Origin of the sequence: Candidatus Pantoea multigeneris (assembly GCF_011752615.1) — a bacterium.
GTDB lineage: Bacteria > Pseudomonadota > Gammaproteobacteria > Enterobacterales > Enterobacteriaceae > Pantoea > Pantoea multigeneris.
This window is the reverse complement of record NZ_VWXF01000008.1, coordinates 172,394-196,154: the sequence shown is the minus strand read 5'-3', so window position 1 is coordinate 196,154 and position 23,761 is coordinate 172,394. Positions and strand designations below refer to the sequence as shown.

Sequence of the window (23,761 nt, the reverse complement as noted above, 5' to 3'; positions counted from 1 at the left end):
CGTCTGGCCTGAGGGTATTAAGCCGCTTCACCGGTGTGATTTTGCGGTTTCGTCTTCTCCGGCACCGGAACGGCCAGCGCATCTGCGGCAAATTCATCCACATTGATCGCTGCCAGGCGGCTCACCTCGGCTCTTTTCAGGATTTCAGCATCCTGCACCGTAATCCACCCCTCTTTTAACGCGCGCTCTGCCAGCTCATCCAGCCGGGTAAAGGAAAAATGCTGCTTCGCGTGTTTGCTCAACCGATCGTGAATGCTCTCTGCTGCCATGACATCTTTCAGTGCCTGCTCCAACTGCCCGACCGGATTATGCTCAGACGGCGTCAAATACTGGCCACGTCCCAGACGGGTTCGGGTTGCTGAAGGCAACTGCAACAGCTTAGCCAACTGATGGTCAAGCCTGTCGGACGGGGCGGGGCAATGTTTTCCTCCGGCGAAAATCACCAACTGCATCGAACCCGCGATCAGGCGATTCGGAAAATTGCGCAGCAGATCGGCCATCGCTTCTTCAGCCTGATGCAGCGCATCTTGCACGCTCCAGTGAACTAACGGCAGATCGGCTTCATTGCGTCCCTCTTCGTCATAACGTTTCAGCGCCGCCGAGGCCAGATACAACTGGCTCAGCACATCCCCCAGACGGGCGGAAAGCCGCTCGCGCCGTTTCAGGCTGCCACCCAGCACCGCCATTGAAACATCAGAAAGCAACGCGAGATTGGCACTCAAACGGTTAATCTGCTGGTAATAGCGTTTGGTGGCGTCCTGCACCGGGCTGGCGCTGGTCCGTCCGCCGGTTAAGCCCAGCCACAGGCTGCGCACCTTATTACTGCCAATATGGCCGATATGTTTAAACAGCGCGCGATCAAACGCGGGGACGTCATGCTCAGCGGCTGCCGCCATTTCGCTCAGAACATAAGGATGGCAGCGGATCGCACCCTGGCCGAAAATAATCATACTGCGGGTCAAAATATTCGCGCCTTCTACCGTAATCGCGATAGGCGCACCCTGATAAGCTCGGGCGAGGAAGTTACTCTTGCCGAGCATAATCCCTTTCCCCCCGGCGATATCCATCGCATCGATAATGCTCTGCTGGCTCCGGTGGGTGCAGTGATACTTTACGATGGCAGAAAGCACCGCCGGTTTTTCTCCCTGCATAATTCCGGTGGTAATCAATGTCGCCGCAGCATCCATCACATAGGCATTACCGGCAATGCGGGCCAGCGGCTCTTCAATCCCCTCCATCTTGCCAATAGAGACTTTGAACTGGCGGCGAATGTGCGCGTAGGCACCGATGCCCATCGCCACGCTTTTCAGGGCACCGGTAGAGTTGGAAGGCAGCGTAATCCCACGGCCCACGGACAGGCACTCAACCAGCATGCGCCAGCCTTGACCTGCCATCGCCGGGCCACCGATGATGAAGTCGATGGGCACGAAAATATCTTTGCCTCGCGTCGGGCCATTCTGGAACGGCACATTCAGCGGGAAATGGCGTTTGCCAATCTCAACGCCTGGGGTGTGTGTTGGGATCAATGCGCAGGTGATGCCGAGATTATCGCTATCTCCCAGCAAATGCTCCGGGTCAGAAAGTTTGAACGCCAGCCCTAACACGGTGGCAATCGGTGCCAGCGTGATATAGCGCTTATTCCAGTTCAGCCGCATGCCCAGCACCTGCTCGCCCTGCCAGTTGCCCATACAGACCACGCCGGTATCCGGGATGGCACCCGCGTCTGAACCGGCCTCCGGGCTGGTCAGAGCAAAGCAGGGGATCTCATCGCCACGAGCCAGACGGGGCAGATAATGGTCTTTCTGCTCATCAGTGCCGTAATGCTGTAGCAATTCGCCTGGGCCGAGGGAGTTAGGCACACCCACGGTGATCGCCAGAATGCCTGAAACCCCGGCGAGTTTCTGCAACACGCGGGCCTGGGCATAGGCGGAAAACTCCAGTCCGCCGTACTCTTTCTTGATGATCATGGCGAAAAAACGGTGCTGCTTCAGATAGGCCCACAGCGCCGGCGGGAGATCGGCCATCTCATGGGTGATCTGGAAATCATTGGCCATACGGCAGGCTTCTTCGACTGGCCCATCAAGGAATGCCTGCTCCGCTTCCGTTAAACGTGGCTGTGGGTAGTTGTGAAGTTTCTGCCAGTCCGGTTTCCCCCGGAACAGATCGCCTTCCCACCAGGTGGTGCCTGCTTCCAGCGCCTCTTTTTCAGTGCGCGACATCGGTGGCATCACCTGTTGGAAGCGTTTGAGCATTGGCGCGGAAATAAACTGGCGGCGCAGTGGGGTGAAATTCAGGGGAACCAGCACCAGAGCCAGCGGCACTAGCATCCACAGGCTCCAGAGAGAGAGCAGTGACATCGTGACGGTCCAGGCTAACAGAATCAGGCTGCTGATCACCAGAGAAACCCGGTGATAAAACAGGATGCTTATCAGCACCAGCGTCAGAAGAATTGAGGCAATCAGCATAGTGAACGGCTCCATTAATAGGTAAGAGGTCTGACCTGTTGTTATGAGCAGGTTTAGTCCAGGTAGCGAGATTGATCAATGATGGTGGATATGAATTTCCACTGACTTCACAAAAACAGGTAAAGCAGGGTAGAAAAGTTGTTTTTTTCACCGGGCAATCCCGCTTTAACAGGATGATCGCTTTGCGCCCATGACGCGTTTGGTTAAAATTGCGCGGTTATCTCTTTCCCTCTAAGGAACTCCTATGTACCAGGACATCATTCGCGCTGAACTCAATGAAGCAGCAGATACGCTCAACAACTTCCTCAGCGATGAAGCAAATATCCATACCATCCAGCGTGCAGCAGTATTGCTGGCAGACAGCTTCAAAGCAGGCGGAAAAGTGCTGTCGTGCGGTAACGGAGGATCTCACTGTGATGCTATGCACTTTGCCGAGGAGTTAACGGGTCGCTATCGCGAAAACCGCCCTGGCTATCCCGCTATTGCTATCTCGGATGTGAGCCATATCTCCTGCGTCAGTAATGATTTTGGCTACGACCATGTGTTCTCACGCTATGTTGAAGCCGTTGGCCGTTCCGGTGATGTGCTGCTGGGTCTGTCGACTTCAGGTAACTCAGCAAACATCATCAAAGCGATTGAAGCGGCACGTGCGCAGGGGATGAAAGTCATTACGCTGACCGGGAAAGACGGCGGAAAAATGGCAGGCACCGCAGACATTGAAATCCGTGTGCCGCACTTTGGCTATGCTGACCGTATCCAGGAAGTGCACATTAAAGTGATTCACATCCTGATGTTGTTGATTGAAAAAGAGATGGCAAAATAAGTCAGCCAGCGGCTGGGTTTGGTGAGTCAATTCGAGAATCACTTTTATCTCCTGCGCAGGCAGGAGATGTTTGAATGAGGCAGAAGCTATGTGTGAATTGCTCGGAATGAGCGCCAACGTTCCGACAGATATCTGTTTTAGTTTCACCGGGCTGGTACAGCGTGGTGGTGGCACCGGGCCACATAAAGATGGCTGGGGGATCACCTTCTACGAGGGCAAAGGCTGCCGGACGTTCAAAGATCCGCTCCCGAGTTTCAATTCACCCATTGCGCGTCTGGTGCAGGAATATCCGATTAAGTCACATTCGGTGGTGGCGCATATTCGTCAGGCCAACCGGGGTGAAGTCTCGCTGGAAAATACCCATCCCTTCACGCGCGAACTTTGGGGCCGTAACTGGACCTATGCCCACAACGGCCAGTTGAAAGGGTACAAAACGCTGGATACGGGCACCTTCCGTCCGGTAGGCGAAACGGACAGTGAGAAGGCATTTTGCTGGATCTTACATAAGCTGGCGGAGCGTTATCCCCGCACGCCAGGGCAGTGGCCCGCGGTGTTTCGTTATATTGGTGAGTTGGCCGCAGAGCTACGACAGAAGGGCGTATTTAATATGCTGCTGTCGGATGGCCGCTATCTGATGGCGTTTTGTTCCACCAATCTGTTCTGGATCACCCGCCGCGCGCCTTTTGGCAAGGCACGATTACTGGATCAGGATGTGGAGATTGATTTTCAGCGGCACACCTCTTCACAGGATGTGGTGACAGTGATTGCCACTCAGCCGCTGACCAGTAATGAAACCTGGCAGCGGATTATGCCAGGTGAGTGGGCGTTATTCTGTCTTGGAGAGCGCCAGGAATGATTTGGACGCGGCCGCGGGATCGACAATCACCGGGCTGTTGTTCATCACATACTGACCACTGCTAACCGCAACGTTGGGCGGCACGTGATATTTTTCAAACCAGGCATAGCCCGGCTGTAGCTCACGCCAGAAGCTGATGTACGTCGAATCGCGATGATTTCTCATATTGCTGTCTGTCATGTGGAACGGATAGATAGCAATATTGACTTCCGGTTGACCGTTACGCAGTGCGGCATTCACATAGGTAAAGATCTCATCCATATAGGCGTTGGTCATCGCGTAGCAGCCGATGGATTTGCAATCGCCGTGGATCATCAGATAGGCACCGCTGTAATTGTGATCCCGATCATACTGATTGGGGAAGCCGACGTTAATCGCACGATAGTAATGGCTATCAGGTTTTAACTGATTGAGTTTTACGCTGTAAAAACCTTCCGGACTTTTGAAGTCCCCTTCGCGGCGCTTTGGTCCGAGCCCGCCGGAGAAATTACAGATGCGATAAGTGTCTAACAGACGGTACTGACTGCCGACTTTACCGTACAGTTCCAGCACGCGCTCCTGCTTAAATATCTGAATATAAACCGGTGTACCCAGTAACTGCTGTTTAAGTTCTTTGCTCACTGGCGTGTTCGTTTGAACCGCATCTGGAGTCATTGCCATGCTGAGGGCTGGCAACAGAATCATCGCAAACATCAGTGCGATTCTGCCCATGCTGTGTGTACCTTAGAATAATAGTAAAAACCATGCGCAGAGCGCGCCACTGCCTGCGTTATAGGAAATATCCGCATCCGCCGCGCAACATTATCATTGTTTATTTTTTTATCAAGCCGCCGCCGATGAAATTCCCTGCCAGAAGGCGGGATTACGCCGACAATTTTGTAAACATTCATCGTTGTGCGGGGGGTGATTGCAGATTCGTCGATTAACTGTATACTTATCCAGTGCTGGAGGGGGTATGCGTAAAATTATTCACGTCGATATGGACTGCTTTTTTGCTGCGGTAGAAATGCGCGATGATCCCTCATTGCGTGATATTCCCATTGCGATTGGCGGCAGCCGTGAGCGGCGTGGTGTAATCAGTACCGCCAACTATCCCGCACGCAAATATGGTGTACGTAGCGCCATGCCCACCGGTATGGCATTAAAGCTCTGCCCGCATTTACGCCTGTTGCCAGGGCGCTATGACGCCTACAAACAAGCTTCCGCACAGATTCGCGACATCTTCCAGCGCTACACCGCTTTTATTGAACCTCTCTCACTGGATGAAGCTTATCTCGACGTGAGTGACAGCCCACACTGCCAAGGGTCGGCCACGCGTATCGCGGAGGAGATCCGCGCGACAATCTATCGTGAAACCGGATTAACCGCCTCGGCAGGGGTGGCACCGGTGAAATTTCTCGCCAAAATTGCCTCCGATCTCAATAAGCCCAATGGACAATATGTCATTACACCCCAGGCGATGCCGGATTTTCTGCTGACGTTACCACTGGCAAAAATTCCAGGCGTGGGCAAAGTGTCGGCAAAAAAGCTGGAGGAGATGGGGTTAAAAACCTGTGGCGATGTGCAGCAAGCCGACCTGGCTACGCTGCTGAAGCGTTTTGGTAAATTTGGCCGCGTGCTTTGGGAGCGCAGTAATGGCACTGACGATCGTGATGTGGTGGTCGAGCGTGAACGCAAGTCCCTTGGGGTTGAACGCACGCTGGCGGAGGATATTCATCACTGGGAGGATTGTCTGAGTATTATCGACTATCTCTATGCTGAACTGGATCGCCGCCTGACGCAGATCCGGCCTGATAAGCAGGTAGCACGTCAGGGAGTGAAGTTAAAATTCAGCGATTTTCAGCAGACCACTCAGGAACACATCTGGCCAGTCCTCAATAAGCAGGACATGATTGAGGTCGCCCGCCGAACGTGGGATGAACGCAGAGGCGGGCGCGGTGTGCGCTTAGTCGGTTTGCACGTTACTTTGGTAGAATCACATCTGGAGAGACAGCTGTTGTTAGCAATCTAAGCTGATTTTTTTCTGGCGCTTCTTTGTCCCGACGCGTGTTTCTTAATCCAGCAGTAATCAACTGGCGGATAATTTTTTCCAGCACCGGTTTCAGCCCCGCGGAATAACCAATTTCACTGGCACGAGCGGCAAAAGAACTGATTTTCACTGAATCAGAGGTGTGGAAGAGGATCAGTTGGTGCGAGAGTCTTCTGAGTGCGGGCGCAACGGAATAAACCGGTGAGTTGAGGTCGATATACGTAGCGCTGGGGCTCAGGATATTTTCATTGATCGAGCTGGCGAGTGAGGTATCACGGGAAGGGGCTTGCACCTTTATTTGGGGGATCAGGGGTGAAGAAGGCGAAAAAAAGGCTTTTTGTAGATCAAAATCGCTCCAGTCTTCCAGGTGTCGCAGGTTTTCCAGCGGGCTCTCTCTTCCTGAATGGGTAGCTTTGTCCAGTTTCAATCGCCGCAAAAAACGCATGATTTTTAGAATGATCTCATCCATAAATTCTGATGTATCAATTTTTTCCAGGCTTAACATTGAGCGATTCAGTAGACTACGGGGGATGTTCAGCGAAGATTTGACGCTGTTCTGTAACAGTTTCACCGGGCTGGACAGGTGTGCCGGATTATTTTTTATCGCCTCAACCGCGTTGTTTGCACTGCGAAAGAATTTGGCCGCCAGCTTACCCGCGGCATAACCCACGCCTTCCATCAGCACTGCTACAGCAATTTCGTCTAATGCCTTCTCTCGTTTTACATTGGTATCCGCAGTGATGAACTTCAACATTTGTGGTGCGACAGTGGTGGTTAATGTAATGATGACGCCAGCCAGTATGACATGAGGAGCGCCTACGACACCCAGTACCAGCAAGGGTACAGCGGCCATACCTGCAAGCTCTCGCCCTAATTTTGTTAGCAAGGAGACGATGCGTTCATTATATGAACGCATCAGTGTATCAATGTTATATTGAGTATGTTCGAAACGTCGGTTTAACAACTCGGATGACAGTGACCCGAGCGTAAATCCCTGAGAAGAGAGCTGTAATCTGTTTTTTTGCCGAGAGGAGGGGGCACTACCCGTAAAGGTCGTGGCTGCTTTTTCTGTATAATAAAGTACCGGTAGCTTTTCATAATAAAGCGATAAATGATTCAGAATCCATTTCTTCTGCATGCCAGAAATATTATATCGATGTTTATTAATGGTTATCTTAAGTAATGGATCTTTTTTGTCTTTTAATGAAAAAAAGAGCGCAGTAATTTCATTGTTGGTCTCTTTAATCGGCATGGCAATAATATCAGCGAGTTTTATTCCCGCTCTTTCGCCGGGGGCGGCGATATTGACAACCTGTGCATTGTTAGCGCCACTAAGGAATTTATTTATTACTAAAAAATCTTGTTTTGTTATGCTGCTATTAAGTTTTAAGCATGAGAGAATGGTTTGCAATATTGATATCTTTTGTACATCAGTATAAAACGCCAGCTGTTTTTTGTCTTTTTTTATTGTTGTAACGTCATCAGCATAGGATCGACCGAAATTAATTTTAGTCAGTTCATCTATCAGTTTAGGTTGTTTTTTTAACTGTGGTGGCCAGAATATTTTTTCACAGGTAATGGTTTGAGTCAGACTGTTTTCTATTAGCGCCCCTTCTGCCATATTCTGACCTAAAATATGGCGCAGATTCTCTCTTCGATAGATATAGGTCGGTTTGGCTGGGTTAAGCAATGCGGTTGAAATGACGCGTTTTTTTAGGATGCCAGAGATCATCTCTTCTGGGTCAAGGGTCGTATTAAACTTCATGCCGGTATCTTTGATTTTTTTATCTATCCAGGTTTGCGCTGACAGTACACTCACTCTATTGAGGTCGAATTTTTCGATGTTTAGTAACTGCTTTTTTAATAATTCTACATTGTCTGCCAGGGTTTCAAATATTTCATGAATAACTTCTTTCTGCGTTTCCGGGCTCAGGTTTTTTAAGTTTTCATTAAGCGCACGATAAGCGATGGGGATGCCTTTCTCCTGCGTGTTAATCAGTACCGATGGGGTATCTTCTGGCCACTGTACGGAAATTTCACCGGGAGTGAACTGGGTTGTACAGGCGACATTATGTTTTACCCAAGTGGTAAATCCGGGGGTGAAAATGTCTTGTAAACTGTAAGGATACATCGAATGGGGTAAATCAGGATCTGCCTGCTCTATTTTAACCAGGACTTCCGTGTCGGGGTTCCATTCTTCATCTTCTGTAAGCACTTCATGCAGCCATGCTGTTACGTAGTCTGGTGTCTTCCACACGGCTCTTGGGGTAAAACTTTCAAGCCGATGAATGGCATAGTCGTAATCACTGTTTAGCATACACGTTTTACGCTGCAATGCATCGATCATGGTTGCGTTAAGCGTTTTCAGGTATTCGGGCGTCAAACTGTCGGCATGTTGCAACTTCGCTCTGTTAGCCTGCATTTTTTTATTCTGAGCCTCCTCCAGCATGTAAAAAGTGACTTCCTGAAGCTGAGTGCGATTATCAGAACGGGGTGGAGGCAGCGTCGGGTTTAATAATGCATCGCAATAGCGATAACGAAATGGTGAGACAGTGGTGGTTGGGCCAGATGGCTCCTGCAATTTTTCGGGTGTTGGGGGCTTAGTGGTTGGGGCCTTAGGATTTGGCGGCTTAGAGGTTGGGCGAGCAGTCGATACGGCAGGAAAAAGCGGTCCCAGTTGAAATGGCATTCTGAACTCCTGATTGAACAGTGGGGTTTCAGAGTGTAATTAAACTGAATTGATTAACGTAACTGGCACAGTCTTTGTTTCAGTGCAGCTTTTTCGTACATGGCGTCATGGGCAGGATAGTGAAGCCTTTCTGCAGAAAGGCCTCACGGTGATAACAGGAATCAGTGTTTTGCGTATTTAGCTTCCAGGGTCGCAAACCACGGGGCGACAAAGTCCTGATTACTGTCCCAACCCGGGATGATTTTACTCAAAGAGGCCATATTGACCGCACCTTGCTGGCTGTTGAGTAATTTCTGATCGATGGCTGCGGCTTTAAACTGGTAGGTCGCTGGGGTGGTTTCGCCCCCCAGCTTCTCCGCCACCAGTCGCATATTCACCGCGCCGATGGTTTTAGGGTCTACCGCTACTGTCTGCACCCACGAGCTGTTTTTCTGGTGCATCAGCTGGAGATCCTGATTGGAGACATCAATGCTGTACAGCTTGATTTCGGTACGGCCATTCTCCTGCAACGCTTTATAGGCACCCTGGCTAAAGGCATCCCACGATCCCCAAATCGCATCAATTTTCCCTTTCGGGTATTTCGCCAGGATCGCACCGATTTTATTGGCTGTGTCACCCTGTACATCGGTAGACACTGCGCCAATGGATTCCAGCTGATGAATACCAGGGTTGGCTTTCAGGACGTTCTCGTACACCACCTGGCGACGTTCCATCGCCGGGAAGCCTGCGACCCACAGCTTGACGATATTGGCTTTGCCGTTGAAATCTTTAACGATCTGATTCAGGGAGATATCCGCCAGAGAAGCATCATCCTGTGCGGTAACGGTAACGCCCTCTACCGGGGTATTCACTGGGGTATCAAAAACCGAGACTTTGATCCCGGCATCCGCAATACGTTTTACCAGCGCGGTAGAGTAGGGGTCTTTGCCGTGCGACAGAATAATCGCATCATACTTTTCACTGATCGCCTGGTTAACAAAATCCTGGAAGCGCGCGTCATCACCGTTGCTAAGAAATGTGCTGACCTTGAAGCCCAGTTTGCGCCCTTGCTGAATGGCACCGGCCACGAACTGCGTGGTGTTGTCGTCGGAGCCGAGGTTACGAATAATCGCAACGCGAATCGGACCTTGATGATTCGCAATCGCGGCAGGGACCGCTGCCGTGGTGTCAGCAAATGCTGCTGAGACATTCAGCAGGCTCAAAGCCAGCAGAGATAGGGCCACTTTTTTCATGATTTTTTCCCGTTATTGAGTGTGTCAGCGACGCTGCATATAAGTCATTGCCAGGGCCAGAGCCAGCACCAGGCCTTTGATGATATCCATGGCGTAATAGGGGACGGAGAGCATCACCAGGCCGTTTTGCAAAACGCCCAGTAATATCGCCCCAACCAGGGTGCCAAGCGCATTAGGTTTGCCGGAACCGGCAAGCGAGAATCCTATCCAGGCGGCCGCAACCGCATCCATCAAATAACCGGCTCCCGCATTGACCTGTGAAGAGCCGATACGTGACGCCAGTAAAATGCCACCCAACCCCGCCAGCAGCGAAGCGATGACGTAAGCCAGCACGCGATAGCGTGTAGTCCGAATACCCGACAGGCGAGCCGCTTCTGGATTGCCGCCCAGTGCGTACATGCGTCGGCCATGTTTGGTTAGTGAAAGGGCAAGCTGAGCGACAACGGTTACCACCAGCATGATGATCACAATGGTGGGTACTTGTCCCAGCAGCCCAAAGTAGGCGGGCACCGTGCCTTCCGCCATATCACCACTTGGCATCACCATGTTTTCAGTGATGGAGCCGCCAAAGCTGTAGGTCATCGCGACGCCCTGAATCACAAACAGCGTGGCCAGTGTGGCCAGCATGTCGGGAATACGCAGTACCACAATCAGGAAGGCATTAACCAGGCCGACCAGTGCGCAGAGCGCCAGGGTCAGAACAATGGCTTCTGTCGTGCCCATGCCGTACCAGACGAACAGCGAGATAACGATGGAGTTCGCCAGCGTAGCAGTCGAGCCCACGGAGAGATCAAACCCTCCCACCACCAACGAAACCGATACGCCAATGGCAATCACGGTGACGATGGCAATCGAGCGCAGGATATTAATGATGTTATTGGGATCGAGGAAACTGTCTGACGCCAGACCAAAACCGGCAATCAGCAGAACCACCGTTAGCAGCATCCCCCATTTGTAGAGAAAGTCGAACAGTTGATGGCGCAGCGTCGGCTGCGGGGTCAGGGAAATATCTTTGCTGCTCACGCAGGGGTTCCTCCGGTGGAATAAAGCAAGAGTGTTTCTTCTGTGGCCTCATGAGCATCCAGCTCTGCCACGATGCGCCCGTCCCACAGCACACAGATGCGATCGCACAAGCCGACCAGTTCAGCAAACTCGCCGGAGGCATAAATAACGCCTTTGCCCTGGCGTGCCTGGTCGTCTATGAGCGTAAAAAGGTCCGTTTTAGCTTTGATATCAACGCCTTTGGTTGGCTCATCAAAAATCAGGATGTCGGCGTTGTTACGCAACCATTTACCGATGGCGACTTTCTGTTGATTCCCCCCGGACAGGCGGCGCAAATGCTGTGCCGGACCCGTGGTGCGGACGTTAAGGCGTTGAATGATCTCTTCAGCCCAACGCCAGGCTTTGCGTTGTCCGAACAGGCTCCAGCGCGAGAAACTGTCATCCGCGCTGACGCTGAGGTTCATGGTTACCGATTCATCAATAAAGATGCCCTCTTTGCGTCGCTCTTCGGGGACCAGCGCCATTCCCTGTGCAACCGAATGATAAGGTGACTGTGGTCGCCAGGGCTTACCGTGCAACGCTCCGCGCGTCAGGCGGCTTTTCGTGGCACCAAACAGCGCTTTACACAATTCGGTTTTACCCGCACCGGCTAATCCTGCGATGCCAAGAATCTCGCCTTTATGCAGGCGTAGTGAGATGTTCTGCAACAGTCGATCATCATGCAGCCCTTCAACCGCCAGGAGCTGCGTGGAATCATGGGGCGGACGGCGTGGGGGATAGATATCCTGCAATACGTGACCGAGCATTTTCTCAACGATCTGCTCGCCACTGAGCTGGGCCATGGGGCCGCTTTCCACCAGACGCCCATCGCGCAATACCGTCAGGCAGTCGCAGATGGCTTTTAACTCGTGAATGCGATGAGAGATAAAAATCACGCCAATCCCGCTCTGCTGTAAACGCCGCACCACGTTGAACAGGCGTTCGCTTTCATGTTGATCGAGCGGGGCTGTGGGTTCATCCAGAATCAGGAAGCGGCAGTGGTGTGACAGCGCTCGCGCCAGCAGGATTTGCTGTTTCTCCGCCAGAGAGCAGCTTTCCACCAGACGATTCACATTGATGTCGATCTCTAACTGCGCCAGTAACTCCCGTGCCTGGCGGCGCAGATGGCTCCAGTTATAGGTATGACCCGGCTCTGCAAGCTGATCGAGCAGGATATTTTCCGCCACGCTCAGTTGCGGCACTAAAGCGACATCCACCTCCTGCTGCACAATATGAATGCCAAGCTGTTTAGCCTCGCGCGGGCTGCGAATGACAACCGGTTTACCATCCAGCAAAATCTCTCCGCTGTAGTGGCTGTGCGCGCCGGATAAGACCGCCATCAGGGTCGATTTCCCTGCACCATTGGCACCGGTCAGCGCATGCACGGAATAACCTTCAGCGACAAAATCGACCTGAGTGAGTGCGGCGAATCCGCCAAAGGCAATGGAGATATTACGCATCTCCAGGCGGTTCAGGGCACTCATGCAGCGCTCTCCCAAAAATAATCAACTGGCCGCATTTTTTCCTGAAGTGACTATGCGAGCAACAAACGAAAGTGCATAAGCTAGCACAAAAGATTATTAGCCATCCGGACGTCCAGCTATAAAGGTGGCTAAAACTGGTGCTGCATATAAGTACGCTATTTTTCGCTGGTTTTTATGATTTTTCTGGAGATTATTGCGGGTTTCAAGCGTAAGGCGGGGAAGGCAAAGTGACCGTTGGTATGTGAAAGAGGGGTAAGCAGGTATAAAAAATGCCAGCCGCAAACGCAGGCTGGCACAGGTATAGCGCGGAAAACCGCAGTGAATTACTTCTCTGGCACCACTGACAGCAGTGCAGTCAGCAGCTGCCAGTAGAGGCCAACGCTTTCAATATGCACTTGCTCATCCGGCGAATGCGGTCCGGTGATGGTTGGTCCAATCGACACCATATCCATATTTGGATAAGGCTTTTTGAACAGACCACACTCCAGACCGGCGTGAATCACCTGAATGTTTGGCTCTTTGCCAAACAGTGCCTGATAGGTTTTACGCGTCAGCGCCATGATGGCGGAGTCGGCGTCTGGCTGCCAGCCCGGATAACCGCCTTTCGGTTCGGTTTTCGCGCCGGCTAACTGGCCGAGGGAGGTCAGGGTTTCCACCACGTAATCTTTGCCGGTATCGATCAGAGAACGAATCAGACAGATGATCTCGGCGTTATCCTGATCCATGGTCACGACGCCAACGTTCAGCGAGGTCTCTACCACGCCTTTGGCTACGTCTGAATCGCGGATCACACCGTTTGGCGTGCTGTTCAGCAGGTTCAGGAAGCGGTCACGGCTATCTGTTGTCAGTGCTGGGCCTTGCTGCGCCAGCTCTTCAGCCACCAGAGCAATGTTCTTCTCTTTAATGCCCAGCTCATTTTGCAGCGTGGCCAGGAAGTGTGCCGCAGCGGCTTTCAGCGCATCCAGCTTGTGGCGGGCAACGGCCAGGGTGGCGAAAGCTTCACGAGGAATGGCGTTACGCAGCGTACCGCCGCTGAAGGCGATCAGGCGTACATCCAGTTCCGCAGCGTGACGGCTGAGGAAGCGTGCCAACAGCTTGTTAGCATTGCCCAGACCCAGATGGATTTCCGCTCCAGAGTGGCCGCCTTTCAGGCCTTTCAGCGTCAGTTTTAGCGTATCAAAATCAGCCGGAACGGCCTCACGCGCCAGTGGCAAGGTAGAGATAAAATCGATCCCCCCCGCACAGCCCATGTAGATCTCGCCCTCTTCTTCAGAGTCGGTGTTGATCAGCACGTCCGCCTGGAGCCAGTCAGGCTGCAAGCCAAATGCGCCATCCATGCCAGACTCTTCCGTCATGGTGAGCAGCACTTCTAACGGGCCGTGTACCACACCTTCGGCCACCAGCACTGCGAGGGCAGACGCCAGGCCAATGCCGTTATCTGCACCCAGCGTTGTTCCGCGTGCTTTCACCCATTCGCCATCAACGTAAGGCTGAATAGGATCTTTGGTGAAGTCATGGACGGTATCGTTGTTTTTCTGCGGCACCATATCGAGGTGCGCTTGCAACGCGACCGGAGTGCGCTTTTCCATACCTGGTGTGGCAGGCTTGCGGATCAGGATGTTGCCCACCTGATCGCGTTCGACCCAAAAACCCTGCTCTTTTGCCCAGCCGACAATATGTTCGGCCAGCGCTTCTTCGTGATAAGAGGGATGCGGGATGGAACACACCTTGGCAAAAATATCCCACAGCGGTTGGGGTGAGAGTTGCGATAATTCAGACACGACAAGTCTCCTGTGTCAGGGGCCGGGAAGTCGGCACTACGCTAGTTTCCAGTGAAAGATCGCCGTCAGCGAATCTGACGTGATGGGGCTGAGAATATCACTGTTTTTCAGCACTTGCTTAGCTGCTCGCGCTAAAAACCCGCACTCAGCATGCGGTATGCTGGTTTTTAGTGCGACAGATCTCTATAATCTCGCGCAACCTTTTCCCCATTGCACATTTTTTAAGCCAATCTGTTTGGCCGGGATTCCTTTATGAGCGAAAAATACGTCGTCACCTGGGACATGCTGCAAATTCATGCCCGTAAACTGGCTCAGCGCCTGCTACCTGTGGAACAGTGGAAAGGGATTATCGCGGTAAGCCGTGGCGGACTGGTACCTGCTGCGCTGCTGGCGCGCGAACTGGGTATCCGCCATGTTGATACCGTGTGCATCTCAAGCTACGATCACGATCACCAGCGTGAAATGAAAGTCCTGAAACGCGCCGAAGGCGATGGCGAAGGCTTTATTGTTATTGATGACCTGGTAGATACAGGCGGCACCGCTCAGGCGATCCGCGAAATGTATCCAAAAGGCCATTTTGTCACCATTTTCGCCAAGCCTGCTGGCCGCCCGTTAGTGGATGACTACATTGTGGATATTCCACAAAACACCTGGATTGAACAGCCGTGGGATATGGGCGTTGCCTACATTCCGCCGATTGTGAAAGGCTAATTGATCTGTAACAACGCCCGCTTAGTCGGGCGTTGTGCTTTTTAGTGCCCGCACCGTACAATGACCCCCTGCTAAGCCGCCCGTTGGAGAGTCCCAATGTCAGGCAAAAACCTCAGTGAAGAGCTGTTCAAACCGCGTTTCAAACATCCCGAAACGTCCACCCTGGTCCGTCGTCCGCGCCACGCTAATCCTGCGGTGTTTTCCACCCTGGAAGGCCAGAGCCAGCGCGGCTGGTATCGTATGCTGAACAAGCTGTTGTGGAGCTGGCGTGGCGTATCGCCGCTGGAGATTAGCGAAGTGCTGGCGCGAATAGCCACCAGTCGCGAAGAGCACACCCGTGCTGATTGGCTGGACACCGTGATTGGCTACCGTAATGGCAACTGGAATTATGAGTGGTCGAAACAGGCCGCTGGCTGGCAGCAAAAGGCGCTGACGACAGAAGATGACGCACTGGCCGGCGAGCAGTGGTTACAAGCTTCACACGGCTATAGCCTCGCGGCTTATCCTTACATTAAAGGGGATGAGCTGGCCGATCAGGCTCAGGTGATGGCAAACCGTGCCTATGAGGAGGCTACTCGTCGTCTGCCGGGCGAGCTGAAAGCGCTGACTTTCCCCATTGAAGGCGGCAGCGCCATTACCGGTTTTCTCCATATGCCCGCCGGGGCGACGGCACCTTATCCTACCGTGTTGTTATGCGCCGGGTTGGACTCGTTGCAAAGCGATCACTATCGCCTGTTCCACGACTTTCTTGCCCCGCGCGGCATGGCGATGTTAACGCTGGATATGCCGTCGGTTGGGTTTTCTTTGAAATGGAAACTGACGCAGGACACCAGCTTCCTGCATCAGCAGGTGTTACGTCAGTTGGCTGATGTGGCCTGGATTGATCACACGCGAGTGGCGGCTTTCGGCTATCGCTTTGGTGCCAATGTTGCCGTGCGGCTCGGCTATCTGGAAGTCCCGCGCTTGCGCGCAGTGGCCTGTATTGGCGCACTGGTGCATGAGTTGCTGAGTAATCCGGTGTTGCAACAGCAGTTGCCGGACATGTATCTGGACGTGCTCGCCAGCCGAATGGGGATGCCGTCGATCACCGATGAAGCTTTGCACACGGAATTAAACCGCTATTCGTTAAAAACACAGGGGCTGTTAGGGCGTCGCACGCCAACGCCGATGCTGGCGGCACACTGGCAAAACGATCTGTTTAGCCCGCCAGAGGAGGCGCAGCTGATTGCGCGTTCCAGCAGCGATGGCAAAGTGCTGGAAATCCCGGCATCGCCGCTGATGGCCAGTTTTGATCGCGGATTGAACCAGATCTGCGACTGGTTAGCGCAGCGACTAAAACGTTAGTGGCAGAAATGCCAGAGTTTGCTACAACTTATACGGTCAAACTTATGGAGATATCGCATGACATTACCCAGTGGTCACCCCCGTAGTCGCTTGTTAAAGCGTTTTAATGAGCTGGGGCCGTATATTCGTGAAGGGCAATGTGAGGGGACGCGTTTCTTCTTTGACTGCCTGGCAGTCTGCATTAACGTTAAGCCTGCACCGGAAACCCGTGAGTTTTGGGGCTGGTGGATGGAGCTGGAAGCGCAGGAAGACCACTTTACTTATGTCTACACCTTCGGCACCTATGATAAAGAAGGTCACTGGAGCGCCACGGCGATTAAAGGTAAAGAGCAGCAGGATAAAGTGGCGGAGACGCTGCGTAACTTCCATACCCGCCTGAAAGACGTGCTGGAAAAGCTGGATTTAAAACTGATTCCCGCTGAGGGGTTTGATGAGCAGCCCGTTAAGCTGAGCGCGTAACAGACAGAATAAAAAAGGCCGGTGAAGCACCGGCCGCAGCAGATTTGCCTTCCAGGTTGAGGTTTAACCCTCGCGCATATTCCCCTAAAAGAACAACTGCTTTAAAAAAGGCCGGACTTAACCGGCCTTCAAGACACATTGAGGGTAATACGGTAAATCAGAACTGGTAAGTCATACCCAGTGCAACAACGTCGTCAGTGTTCAGAGAGAGCTTGTTGTCATCTTTCAGCTGGTTAATTTTGTAATCAACAAAAGCAGACATGTTTTTGTTGAAGTAGTAGGTCGCGCCTACGTCGATATATTTAACCAGGTCTTCGTTACCGATACCGTTCTCGATATCTTTACCTTTGGTCTGTACATAGCCCAGTGACGGACGCAGACCCCAGTCGAACTGGTACTGTGCAACCAGTTCCACGTTCTGTGCTTTGTTAGCTGCACCGCTCACTGACGTATTGGTCAGGCGGTTAGTTCCGCTGATTGGCGTCATGTTACGGGTTTCAGTATAGATAGCGGCCAGGTAGATGCTGTTTGCATCATACTTGATACCACCGCCCCATGATGAGGCGTTGTCACCGTGACCATACGTAGCAGCCTGCTGCGTGTTGGTACGGTCAGAAGAGGTGATGGCACTCATCACGCTGATGCCGGTATCGGCAAAGGTATAGCCCAGAGATGCGCCGTAGCCATCACCGTTCTGACGGGTGATATCGGTACGGGAGTTCGCTGAGTCAGCCCCGTTTTTGCCCTGGTATTGCAGCGCGAAGCGCAGGCCATCAACCAGACCAAAGAAGTTGTTGTTACGATAAGTCGCAACACCTGAAGTACGCTGTGTCATGAAGTTATCAGCACGTGCTGTACCGTCACCACCGAACTCAGGGAAGACGTCCGTCCATGCTTCTACGTCATACAGTACGCCGTAGTTACGGCCGTAGTCGATAGAACCGTACTCATTGAATTTCAGACCGGCAAAGCCCAGACGGGTTTTGTTGCCGCTGTTGGCATCGCTGCCTTCAGAGTTGTTTACGTTGTACTGATATTCCCACTGACCGTAACCGGTCATCAGGTCATTAATTTTGGTCTGTCCTTTGAAACCGATACGAACGTAAGATTTGTCACCGTTGTTGCTGGTGCTATCACTGATGTAGTGCTCAGCCTTCACTTTGCCGTAGAAATCGAGTTTGTTGCCGTCTTTGTTATAGACTTCAGCAGCGTGAGCGCCTGATGCCAGAGCCAGTGTAGAGACGAGCAGTGCCAGTGTGCGTTTCTTCATTTTGCTATCAATCCCAAATGAGTAAATTATGTTTCTGAGTGAGAATTGTTGTAAATCACCGGGCACTTTTTACCGGTCCCAGATGAAGTTTTCATGACAGTTTTCTGCGTTTCTTGTTAATCCGGAACTTTTGGTCTAGCAATTTGTCTGGGGAAATTTGTGCTATTACCCTGATGGGAGTTGGCTTCCTGCCTCACTCCTGATAAAAAGTTCCTTCGCAGAATTTTTTTTCACAACGGCAGGAAATATGAGTGGCAGTCAGACCCTTGTGGTCAAATTGGGTACCAGCGTACTAACCGGCGGTTCACGTCGGCTCAATCGCGCGCATATGGTGGAGTTGGTGCGCCAGTGTGCGCAGCAACATGCAGCGGGACACCGCATTGTTATCGTCACCTCTGGCGCGATTGCCGCCGGGCGCGAACACCTCGGCTACCCCGAACTGCCACCTACCATCGCCTCAAAGCAGCTGCTGGCTGCGGTGGGGCAGAGCCGTTTGATCCAGCTGTGGGAGCAGCTGTTCTCGATTTATGGCATTCATGTCGGGCAGATGTTGTTAACCCGCGCGGACCTGGAAGATCGTGAACGCTTTCTTAATGCGCGCGATATGATGCGCGCGCTGCTGGATAACCATATTGTTCCCGTCATCAACGAAAACGACGCCGTTGCAACGGCAGAGATTAAAGTGGGTGATAACGACAACCTCTCTGCGCTGGCGGCGATGTTGGCTGGCGCGGATAAGCTATTGTTATTGACCGATCAACAAGGGCTGTATACGGCCGATCCGCGTAGCAACCCGGATGCTCAGCTGATTAGCGATGTTCACGTCATTGATGATGACCTGCGCGCATTGGCGGGTGGGGCGGTTTCAGGTCTGGGCACTGGCGGGATGTTTACCAAGTTGCAGGCCGCCGATGTGGCTTGCCGCGCAGGCATTGATACCATTATTGCGGCAGGGAGCCGTGCGGGTGTGGTGGTGGATGTGATTGCGGGGAACCCAGTGGGAACCCTGTTCCACGCACAGCAGACCCCACTGGAGAACCGCAAACGCTGGATCTTTGGTGCGCCACCGGCGGGTGAAATCACCGTGGATGATGGCGCACTGGCGGCCATTCTTGAACGCGGTAGCTCGCTGTTACCGAAAGGCATTCGTGATGTCACGGGTAACTTCTCACGCGGGGAAGTGATCCGGATCCGCAGCCTGAGCGGACGCGACATTGCTCACGGGGTTTCGCGTTATAACAGCGATGCCCTGCGCATGATTGCCAGCCATCACAGCCAGCAGATCAGTGAAATTCTCGGTTATGAGTACGGTCCGGTTGCGGTCCATCGCGACGACATGATCGTCAGTTAAGGAACAGTCAATGCTTGAAGAAATGGGTAAAGCGGCACGTGCCGCAGCGTATACGCTAGCGGAGCTCAGCACCGCAGAAAAAAACCAGGTGTTACTCACCATTGCAGACCGACTGGAAGCGGAGAGTGATGCCATTCTCGCGGCTAATGAACTGGATCTGGCCGATGCTCGTCAGAACGGAATGAGCGCTGCGCTGCTCGACCGCCTGACGCTGAACCCGCAGCGCCTGAGCGCTATTGCCAGCGATGTGCGTAAAGTGTGTCAGTTGGCCGATCCGGTAGGGCAACTGATGGATGGCGGTGTGCTGGATAGCGGACTGCGTATTGAACGTCGCCGTGTACCCTTAGGCGTGATTGGCGTGATTTATGAAGCGCGCCCTAATGTCACCGTGGACGTGGCCTCTCTGTGCCTGAAAACCGGCAATGCGGCGATTCTGCGCGGTGGTAAAGAGACCTGGCGCACCAATGCCGCGACGGTACGCGTGATCCAGAATGCCCTGAAGTTACACAACCTGCCAGCCGCGGCGGTTCAGGCGATTGAAAATCCCGATCGTGAACTGGTTAATCAGTTGCTGAAGCTCGATCGCTACGTCGACATGCTGATCCCTCGTGGTGGCGCAGGTCTGCACAAGCTGTGTCGTGAAAACTCTACGATCCCGGTGATCACTGGCGGTATCGGCGTTTGTCATATTTATCTTGATGAAACCATGGAAGTGGAAGCGGCGCTTGAAGTGATTGTAAACAGTAAGAAACAGCGCCCAAGTGCCTGTAACTCACTGGAAACACTGTTAATCAACCAACAAATTGCCGATCGTTTCCTGCCAGCCTTTACGGCGCGTATGGCGCAAGAAGGCATTCCGCTGCATGCAGATGCCAATATCATAGACCGTTTGCAAGGCAGCCCGGCGACCGTTACGCCGTTGCAGGACGGGGACTACGATGATGAGTGGCTGGCGCTGGATCTCAACGTGCGTCTGGTGGCGTCGTTGGATGAGGCGGTAGACCACATCCGCACGCATGGCACGCAGCACTCCGATGCTATCCTGACGCGCAGCACGAAGAATGCGACCCGCTTCGTCAACAAAGTTGACTCTTCAGCGGTGTATGTCAACGCCAGTACCCGCTTCACCGATGGTGGCCAGTTTGGACTGGGGGCTGAAGTGGCGGTGAGCACACAAAAACTGCATGCGCGTGGCCCAATGGGACTCGAAGCCCTGACGACGTACAAATGGATTGCCTGGGGCGACGACACCTTGCGCGCCTGATTTCCCGCGGTAAAACACGAAAAGTGCCCTGAGTGGCACTTTTTTTTTGCCTGGGGATTTAGTGCCAAGGTCAGATGGAGTTGGTTTTTTAAGCGCGGAGCTGTGATGAGCCGGGTTTACGTGTTGTAGCGAAAATCTGACATTTGTGCCCCCTGTTTCCCCCGAAACTCCCTGAAAGTAGACCCTTTTCCAGCAGGCCAGCCTGCGTCTCTGGTCTCCACGCTAAGAACGAGGATAATGACAATTAGCGCTGCTTCACAAAAGCGGTTGGGTGGAAAACAAGCGGTAATATAAAATGAACTGGTAGCAATAATCAAAATAACATTCAGTCTTTTCCTAATGGCAGATTATTAACTAATGGTTAAAAACGAGCGTACCAGACAAGATTTTACTGCCAGACTGATTGCCGCCTGCGAAAGTGCGGGGATTGTCGGTCACGGAAGAAACAAACAGGTTGCACGGGCGATACAGGCCCAGGGGGGAAAAATCTCTACGCCAGCGGTGTGGAAGTGGTTTAACGGCCAGTCGATTCCTGATGGACGTAACCTGCTGGCGTTAAGCGAACTATTAGGCGTGCGGGTGGAGTGGCTACAGTACGGCATGGTGCAGTCGCCGGACACAAAACGGCACCGTAGCTCGCTACATCCTGAGGTTTTTCGCATTGAGAGTCTGGATATCGGGCAAAAAACCGCCGCCGGTCTCCCGCTCTATGACGACTTTATTGAAACGATTCAGGCCATTGAGTTCGGTATGGATGAGGCTCGGGTATTGTTTAATGGCCGCTCGGCGGAGCACATCCGCCTGATAGCGATTAACAGTGATTCGATGGTCGGTACCTTCTCACCGCGCGATCAGCTCTTTGTGGATGTCAGCGTTCACCGCTTCGATGGTGATGGCATCTATCTTTTCACCCTGGATGAACAGATCTATCTCAAACGTCTGCAGCGTCAACATAAGAAAATCGCCGTGATTTCTGACAACAAACGCTATGAGACCTGGTATCTCAGCCCGGATGAGATTGACGTCATGAACGTGATGGCGAAGGTGATCATGAGCCAGGCGCGGCAATATCAGCTGCTGGGTTAAGCGTCCTGGGTGGGCGCGAGCAGAAAAAATAACTTGGTCAAAAACATAAATTTAACTGTTGGTAAATAAAAAATTAACTGATGGTGTTTGATAAAGCATAAGAACCTGTTAATAATTTTATCCTGAAGGTCAGCAACAAATTGCTCACCGGATGAGCCGCTCTTAAACAATTCAGGCGCTGCACAAGCGCAACGCACACCACACAGAGATCAGTGACCTCTGGGATGGGGTGGATTGCGCATTTTGCAGCGTCGCCAGTGACCGTGGTTTTTCCAGGTAGCGTTTGCTCGGGTGATGTGTGTCATCCTGCAAACGCCGCTCGGGAAAGCGACACCTCCCGGACGCTTCGGTTAGCCGAGTAGCGCGCCCGCCACCCCATCGCCAGAGACTCATTCACAGGAGGAGTTATGGCGATCATCCACTATGGCAAAACCACTTTCGCAGGTAATGCACGCACGCGTCGACACCACCGACGTAAACCTGTCAGCCGACTTAAATTGAGCATTGACCAGGCGCTGGGTATTGAGAGCCCCGGCATACTTCCACGTCAGGCCGAACGCATCTGTCTGCGCCCCGTGCGCAGTCGCGTGGAGCGGGCGGTGATGATGCCCGCCGCGCTTAGCACCGAGCAGGCAAGCCTGGATAACTGCTGTTTACCCCATATCTATCTCTACGCCGCGCGTTAAGCGTCGGGGCGCATTTCTCTGCGGGAGTATTGCTGCACTGTTGTTGCTCCCATCCTCCAGATTGCCTTTAGCATCATCGACCAGCGCATTTTGCTTTGCTGGCTAACCCTGCAGAAAAAATTATCAATCAGCGGCGGCCCTGCCTCAACCGCCTCTGTCATCAAGTCGGCATAAATCTCTCAGCCCCAACAGTGGGGCTTTTTGCATCCAGCCCTCAAGAGGAGTGTCTATGAGCCAAATTATCGCGGTACTGAATTTTGAAGAAGGCTATGTCGAAGCACCTTATCTGGATACACAAGGGTATCCCACAGTGGCGGGCGGTATCCGCATTGGGCCGAAAGGCGCTTCACTAAGTAACTACGTCTTTCGCGTGCCTCGTGCGGCGGGGGACGTCTGGAAGCAGTGCATTGTGGAAAATAAGTTGCAGGAGATGCAGGCACGCCCGGCGATAGCACTCGCCCTGCAACAGTGCAACAGCGCACGAAGCGATGTGTTGTGCAGTATGGCTTATCAACTCGGTGTCGATGGCCTTTCGCTGTTCAAAGACATGTTGGGGGCAGTCGCGCGCGCGGATTTTAGTGACGCAGCTAATGCGATGCTCAACAGCCTGTGGGCGCACCAGACGCCGGGCCGCGCTCGCCGCCACGCAGAGGTGATCCGCAGCGGAACCTGGGATGTGTATCGGGGGCTGCTATGAGATGGCTGTTTTTTCTGATTGCCGTGTTGTTACTCATCATTGTGGTGCTGCTGCTGCAGCGCTTTACCACGCTGCAATTCGTTGCACATGCCCGCCTGTTGTTTCGCACCTGGTCTGTCTGGCTTGCCTCGTTAGGCTCGGTGCTGAGTGCCTGGGTGCAATCCTTTCCCTCTTCCGCTCTGGATGCATGGAATCAGCTGCCCGAGGAGGTTAAAGCCATTTTGCCGCACAACTATCTCGGGTTTATCGGTGCTTTTATGGTCGCGATGGGGGTGATTGCCCAGTTCGTGCGACAAAAAAATCTCCAGCTCGGCAAGCCTGTTCCCCCGGAAGAGAAACCATGACGCTGCTGACTTCACTGGCTGGCAGCCGTTGGGGCTGGCTGGTTTCCAGTGGCGCACTGCAAGGCGCACTGCCCGTAGTTGAAAACATGATTCGGCTTATCAGCCATACCCTGAATGCTTTTGCTGTTTTATAACGATCCTGAGGAGGA

21 protein-coding genes are annotated in these 23,761 nt (G+C 52.8%); 13 read left to right on the top strand and 8 right to left on the bottom strand.

The window, feature by feature from the left end:
• Positions 1-17 precede the first annotated feature (17 nt).
• Positions 18-2,465, bottom strand: coding sequence for an acyl-CoA dehydrogenase FadE (fadE, locus tag F3J40_RS18170; protein ID WP_167016817.1), 2,448 nt, complete (start codon positions 2,463-2,465; stop codon positions 18-20).
• 244 nt (positions 2,466-2,709) lie between these two features.
• Here fadE and lpcA point away from each other — a divergent pair, with 244 nt between their 5' ends.
• Both lpcA and F3J40_RS18160 read left to right on the top strand, forming a co-directional pair.
• On the top strand, positions 2,710-3,288 hold the full coding sequence (gene lpcA / locus F3J40_RS18165; protein ID WP_017347995.1) for a D-sedoheptulose 7-phosphate isomerase: 579 nt from the start codon (positions 2,710-2,712) through the stop codon (positions 3,286-3,288).
• A gap of 88 nt (positions 3,289-3,376) precedes the next feature.
• Positions 3,377-4,144 carry a class II glutamine amidotransferase gene (locus F3J40_RS18160; protein WP_017347994.1) on the top strand — a complete coding sequence of 256 codons (768 nt, stop codon included), beginning with the start codon at positions 3,377-3,379 and terminating at the stop codon, positions 4,142-4,144.
• Here the strand turns inward: F3J40_RS18160 and dpaA are convergent.
• Positions 4,115-4,855 carry a peptidoglycan meso-diaminopimelic acid protein amidase gene (gene dpaA, locus F3J40_RS18155; protein WP_167016815.1) on the bottom strand — a complete coding sequence of 247 codons (741 nt, stop codon included), beginning with the start codon at positions 4,853-4,855 and terminating at the stop codon, positions 4,115-4,117. The two genes, F3J40_RS18160 and dpaA, sit on opposite strands and share 30 nt — an antisense overlap.
• 244 nt (positions 4,856-5,099) lie before the next feature.
• Between dpaA and dinB the strand changes: the two genes are divergently transcribed.
• Positions 5,100-6,155 (top strand): DNA polymerase IV, encoded by a 1,056-nt coding sequence (gene dinB, locus F3J40_RS18150; RefSeq protein ID WP_167016813.1) that lies wholly within the window; start codon positions 5,100-5,102, stop codon positions 6,153-6,155.
• Here dinB and F3J40_RS18145 read toward each other — a convergent pair.
• The 5 genes from F3J40_RS18145 to pepD form a co-directional block, all read right to left on the bottom strand.
• Positions 6,106-8,862 (bottom strand): hypothetical protein, encoded by a 2,757-nt coding sequence (locus F3J40_RS18145; protein ID WP_167016804.1) that lies wholly within the window; start codon positions 8,860-8,862, stop codon positions 6,106-6,108. The two genes, dinB and F3J40_RS18145, sit on opposite strands and share 50 nt — an antisense overlap.
• 161 nt (positions 8,863-9,023) lie before the next feature.
• Positions 9,024-10,094, bottom strand: a complete 1,071-nt coding sequence (locus tag F3J40_RS18140; protein ID WP_167016802.1) for a sugar ABC transporter substrate-binding protein — start codon at positions 10,092-10,094, stop codon at positions 9,024-9,026.
• A gap of 24 nt (positions 10,095-10,118) precedes the next feature.
• Entirely contained in the window at positions 10,119-11,117 is a 999-nt protein-coding gene (locus F3J40_RS18135) for an ABC transporter permease (protein WP_167016800.1), read from the bottom strand.
• Entirely contained in the window at positions 11,114-12,619 is a 1,506-nt protein-coding gene (locus F3J40_RS18130; RefSeq protein ID WP_167016798.1) for a sugar ABC transporter ATP-binding protein, read from the bottom strand. The genes F3J40_RS18135 and F3J40_RS18130 overlap by 4 nt, the downstream gene beginning before the upstream one ends.
• Positions 12,620-12,942: 323 nt before the next feature.
• Positions 12,943-14,400, bottom strand: coding sequence for a beta-Ala-His dipeptidase (gene pepD, locus F3J40_RS18125; RefSeq protein WP_167016796.1), 1,458 nt, complete (start codon positions 14,398-14,400; stop codon positions 12,943-12,945).
• 252 nt (positions 14,401-14,652) lie between these two features.
• On the opposite strand from pepD, the gene gpt reads away from it, so the two are divergent.
• The 3 genes from gpt to crl all read left to right on the top strand — a co-directional run bounded on the left by gpt (position 14,653) and on the right by crl (position 16,914).
• Positions 14,653-15,111 carry a xanthine phosphoribosyltransferase gene (gpt, locus tag F3J40_RS18120; RefSeq protein ID WP_017347986.1) on the top strand — a complete coding sequence of 153 codons (459 nt, stop codon included), beginning with the start codon at positions 14,653-14,655 and terminating at the stop codon, positions 15,109-15,111.
• A 96-nt stretch (positions 15,112-15,207) separates the two neighbouring features.
• Positions 15,208-16,455 (top strand): esterase FrsA, encoded by a 1,248-nt coding sequence (gene frsA, locus F3J40_RS18115; protein WP_167016794.1) that lies wholly within the window; start codon positions 15,208-15,210, stop codon positions 16,453-16,455.
• A gap of 57 nt (positions 16,456-16,512) precedes the next feature.
• The gene (crl, locus tag F3J40_RS18110; protein ID WP_167016792.1) at positions 16,513-16,914 is read left to right on the top strand and encodes a sigma factor-binding protein Crl; all 402 of its coding nucleotides are present in this window, start codon (positions 16,513-16,515) and stop codon (positions 16,912-16,914) included.
• A gap of 157 nt (positions 16,915-17,071) precedes the next feature.
• Here crl and ompC read toward each other — a convergent pair whose 3' ends face one another.
• The gene (gene ompC, locus F3J40_RS18105; RefSeq protein WP_167016790.1) at positions 17,072-18,184 is read right to left on the bottom strand and encodes a porin OmpC; all 1,113 of its coding nucleotides are present in this window, start codon (positions 18,182-18,184) and stop codon (positions 17,072-17,074) included.
• A gap of 247 nt (positions 18,185-18,431) precedes the next feature.
• Here ompC and proB point away from each other — a divergent pair, with 247 nt between their 5' ends.
• The 7 genes from proB to F3J40_RS18070 all read left to right on the top strand — a co-directional run bounded on the left by proB (position 18,432) and on the right by F3J40_RS18070 (position 23,746).
• Positions 18,432-19,535: a glutamate 5-kinase gene (proB, locus tag F3J40_RS18100; RefSeq protein ID WP_167016788.1), complete on the top strand. Its 1,104-nt coding sequence runs from the start codon at positions 18,432-18,434 to the stop codon at positions 19,533-19,535.
• Between the two features lie 10 nt (positions 19,536-19,545).
• A complete protein-coding gene (gene proA, locus F3J40_RS18095; RefSeq protein ID WP_167016786.1) occupies positions 19,546-20,799 on the top strand; it encodes a glutamate-5-semialdehyde dehydrogenase in 1,254 nt (417 codons plus the stop codon).
• A 357-nt stretch (positions 20,800-21,156) separates the two neighbouring features.
• Positions 21,157-21,885 (top strand): LexA family transcriptional regulator, encoded by a 729-nt coding sequence (locus tag F3J40_RS18090; RefSeq protein ID WP_167016784.1) that lies wholly within the window; start codon positions 21,157-21,159, stop codon positions 21,883-21,885.
• Positions 21,886-22,292: 407 nt separating this feature from the next.
• Complete coding sequence (locus tag F3J40_RS18085) at positions 22,293-22,571, top strand: transcriptional antitermination N peptide (protein ID WP_167016782.1); 279 nt, start codon at positions 22,293-22,295, stop codon at positions 22,569-22,571.
• 229 nt (positions 22,572-22,800) lie between these two features.
• Entirely contained in the window at positions 22,801-23,268 is a 468-nt protein-coding gene (locus F3J40_RS18080) for a lysozyme family protein (protein WP_017347978.1), read from the top strand.
• Positions 23,265-23,612, top strand: a complete 348-nt coding sequence (locus tag F3J40_RS18075) for a DUF7940 domain-containing protein (RefSeq protein ID WP_167016780.1) — start codon at positions 23,265-23,267, stop codon at positions 23,610-23,612. The genes F3J40_RS18080 and F3J40_RS18075 overlap by 4 nt, the downstream gene beginning before the upstream one ends.
• On the top strand, positions 23,609-23,746 hold the full coding sequence (locus F3J40_RS18070) for a hypothetical protein (RefSeq protein WP_167016778.1): 138 nt from the start codon (positions 23,609-23,611) through the stop codon (positions 23,744-23,746). The genes F3J40_RS18075 and F3J40_RS18070 overlap by 4 nt, the downstream gene beginning before the upstream one ends.
• The last annotated feature ends 15 nt before the right edge of the window (positions 23,747-23,761 follow it).

Coding starts and splice junctions, on each gene's coding strand:
- proB (WP_167016788.1), top strand. CDS start 18,432: ATGAGTGGCAGTCAGACCCTTGTGGTCAAATTGGGTACCAGCGTACTA.
- F3J40_RS18090 (WP_167016784.1), top strand. CDS start 21,157: ATGGTTAAAAACGAGCGTACCAGACAAGATTTTACTGCCAGACTGATT.
- dinB (WP_167016813.1), top strand. CDS start 5,100: ATGCGTAAAATTATTCACGTCGATATGGACTGCTTTTTTGCTGCGGTA.
- F3J40_RS18130 (WP_167016798.1), bottom strand. CDS start 12,619: ATGAGTGCCCTGAACCGCCTGGAGATGCGTAATATCTCCATTGCCTTT.
- frsA (WP_167016794.1), top strand. CDS start 15,208: ATGTCAGGCAAAAACCTCAGTGAAGAGCTGTTCAAACCGCGTTTCAAA.
- crl (WP_167016792.1), top strand. CDS start 16,513: ATGACATTACCCAGTGGTCACCCCCGTAGTCGCTTGTTAAAGCGTTTT.
- F3J40_RS18070 (WP_167016778.1), top strand. CDS start 23,609: ATGACGCTGCTGACTTCACTGGCTGGCAGCCGTTGGGGCTGGCTGGTT.
- gpt (WP_017347986.1), top strand. CDS start 14,653: ATGAGCGAAAAATACGTCGTCACCTGGGACATGCTGCAAATTCATGCC.
- fadE (WP_167016817.1), bottom strand. CDS start 2,465: ATGCTGATTGCCTCAATTCTTCTGACGCTGGTGCTGATAAGCATCCTG.
- F3J40_RS18140 (WP_167016802.1), bottom strand. CDS start 10,094: ATGAAAAAAGTGGCCCTATCTCTGCTGGCTTTGAGCCTGCTGAATGTC.
- proA (WP_167016786.1), top strand. CDS start 19,546: ATGCTTGAAGAAATGGGTAAAGCGGCACGTGCCGCAGCGTATACGCTA.
- F3J40_RS18085 (WP_167016782.1), top strand. CDS start 22,293: ATGGCGATCATCCACTATGGCAAAACCACTTTCGCAGGTAATGCACGC.
- F3J40_RS18160 (WP_017347994.1), top strand. CDS start 3,377: ATGTGTGAATTGCTCGGAATGAGCGCCAACGTTCCGACAGATATCTGT.
- lpcA (WP_017347995.1), top strand. CDS start 2,710: ATGTACCAGGACATCATTCGCGCTGAACTCAATGAAGCAGCAGATACG.
- F3J40_RS18075 (WP_167016780.1), top strand. CDS start 23,265: ATGAGATGGCTGTTTTTTCTGATTGCCGTGTTGTTACTCATCATTGTG.
- F3J40_RS18145 (WP_167016804.1), bottom strand. CDS start 8,862: ATGCCATTTCAACTGGGACCGCTTTTTCCTGCCGTATCGACTGCTCGC.
- F3J40_RS18080 (WP_017347978.1), top strand. CDS start 22,801: ATGAGCCAAATTATCGCGGTACTGAATTTTGAAGAAGGCTATGTCGAA.
- ompC (WP_167016790.1), bottom strand. CDS start 18,184: ATGAAGAAACGCACACTGGCACTGCTCGTCTCTACACTGGCTCTGGCA.
- dpaA (WP_167016815.1), bottom strand. CDS start 4,855: ATGGGCAGAATCGCACTGATGTTTGCGATGATTCTGTTGCCAGCCCTC.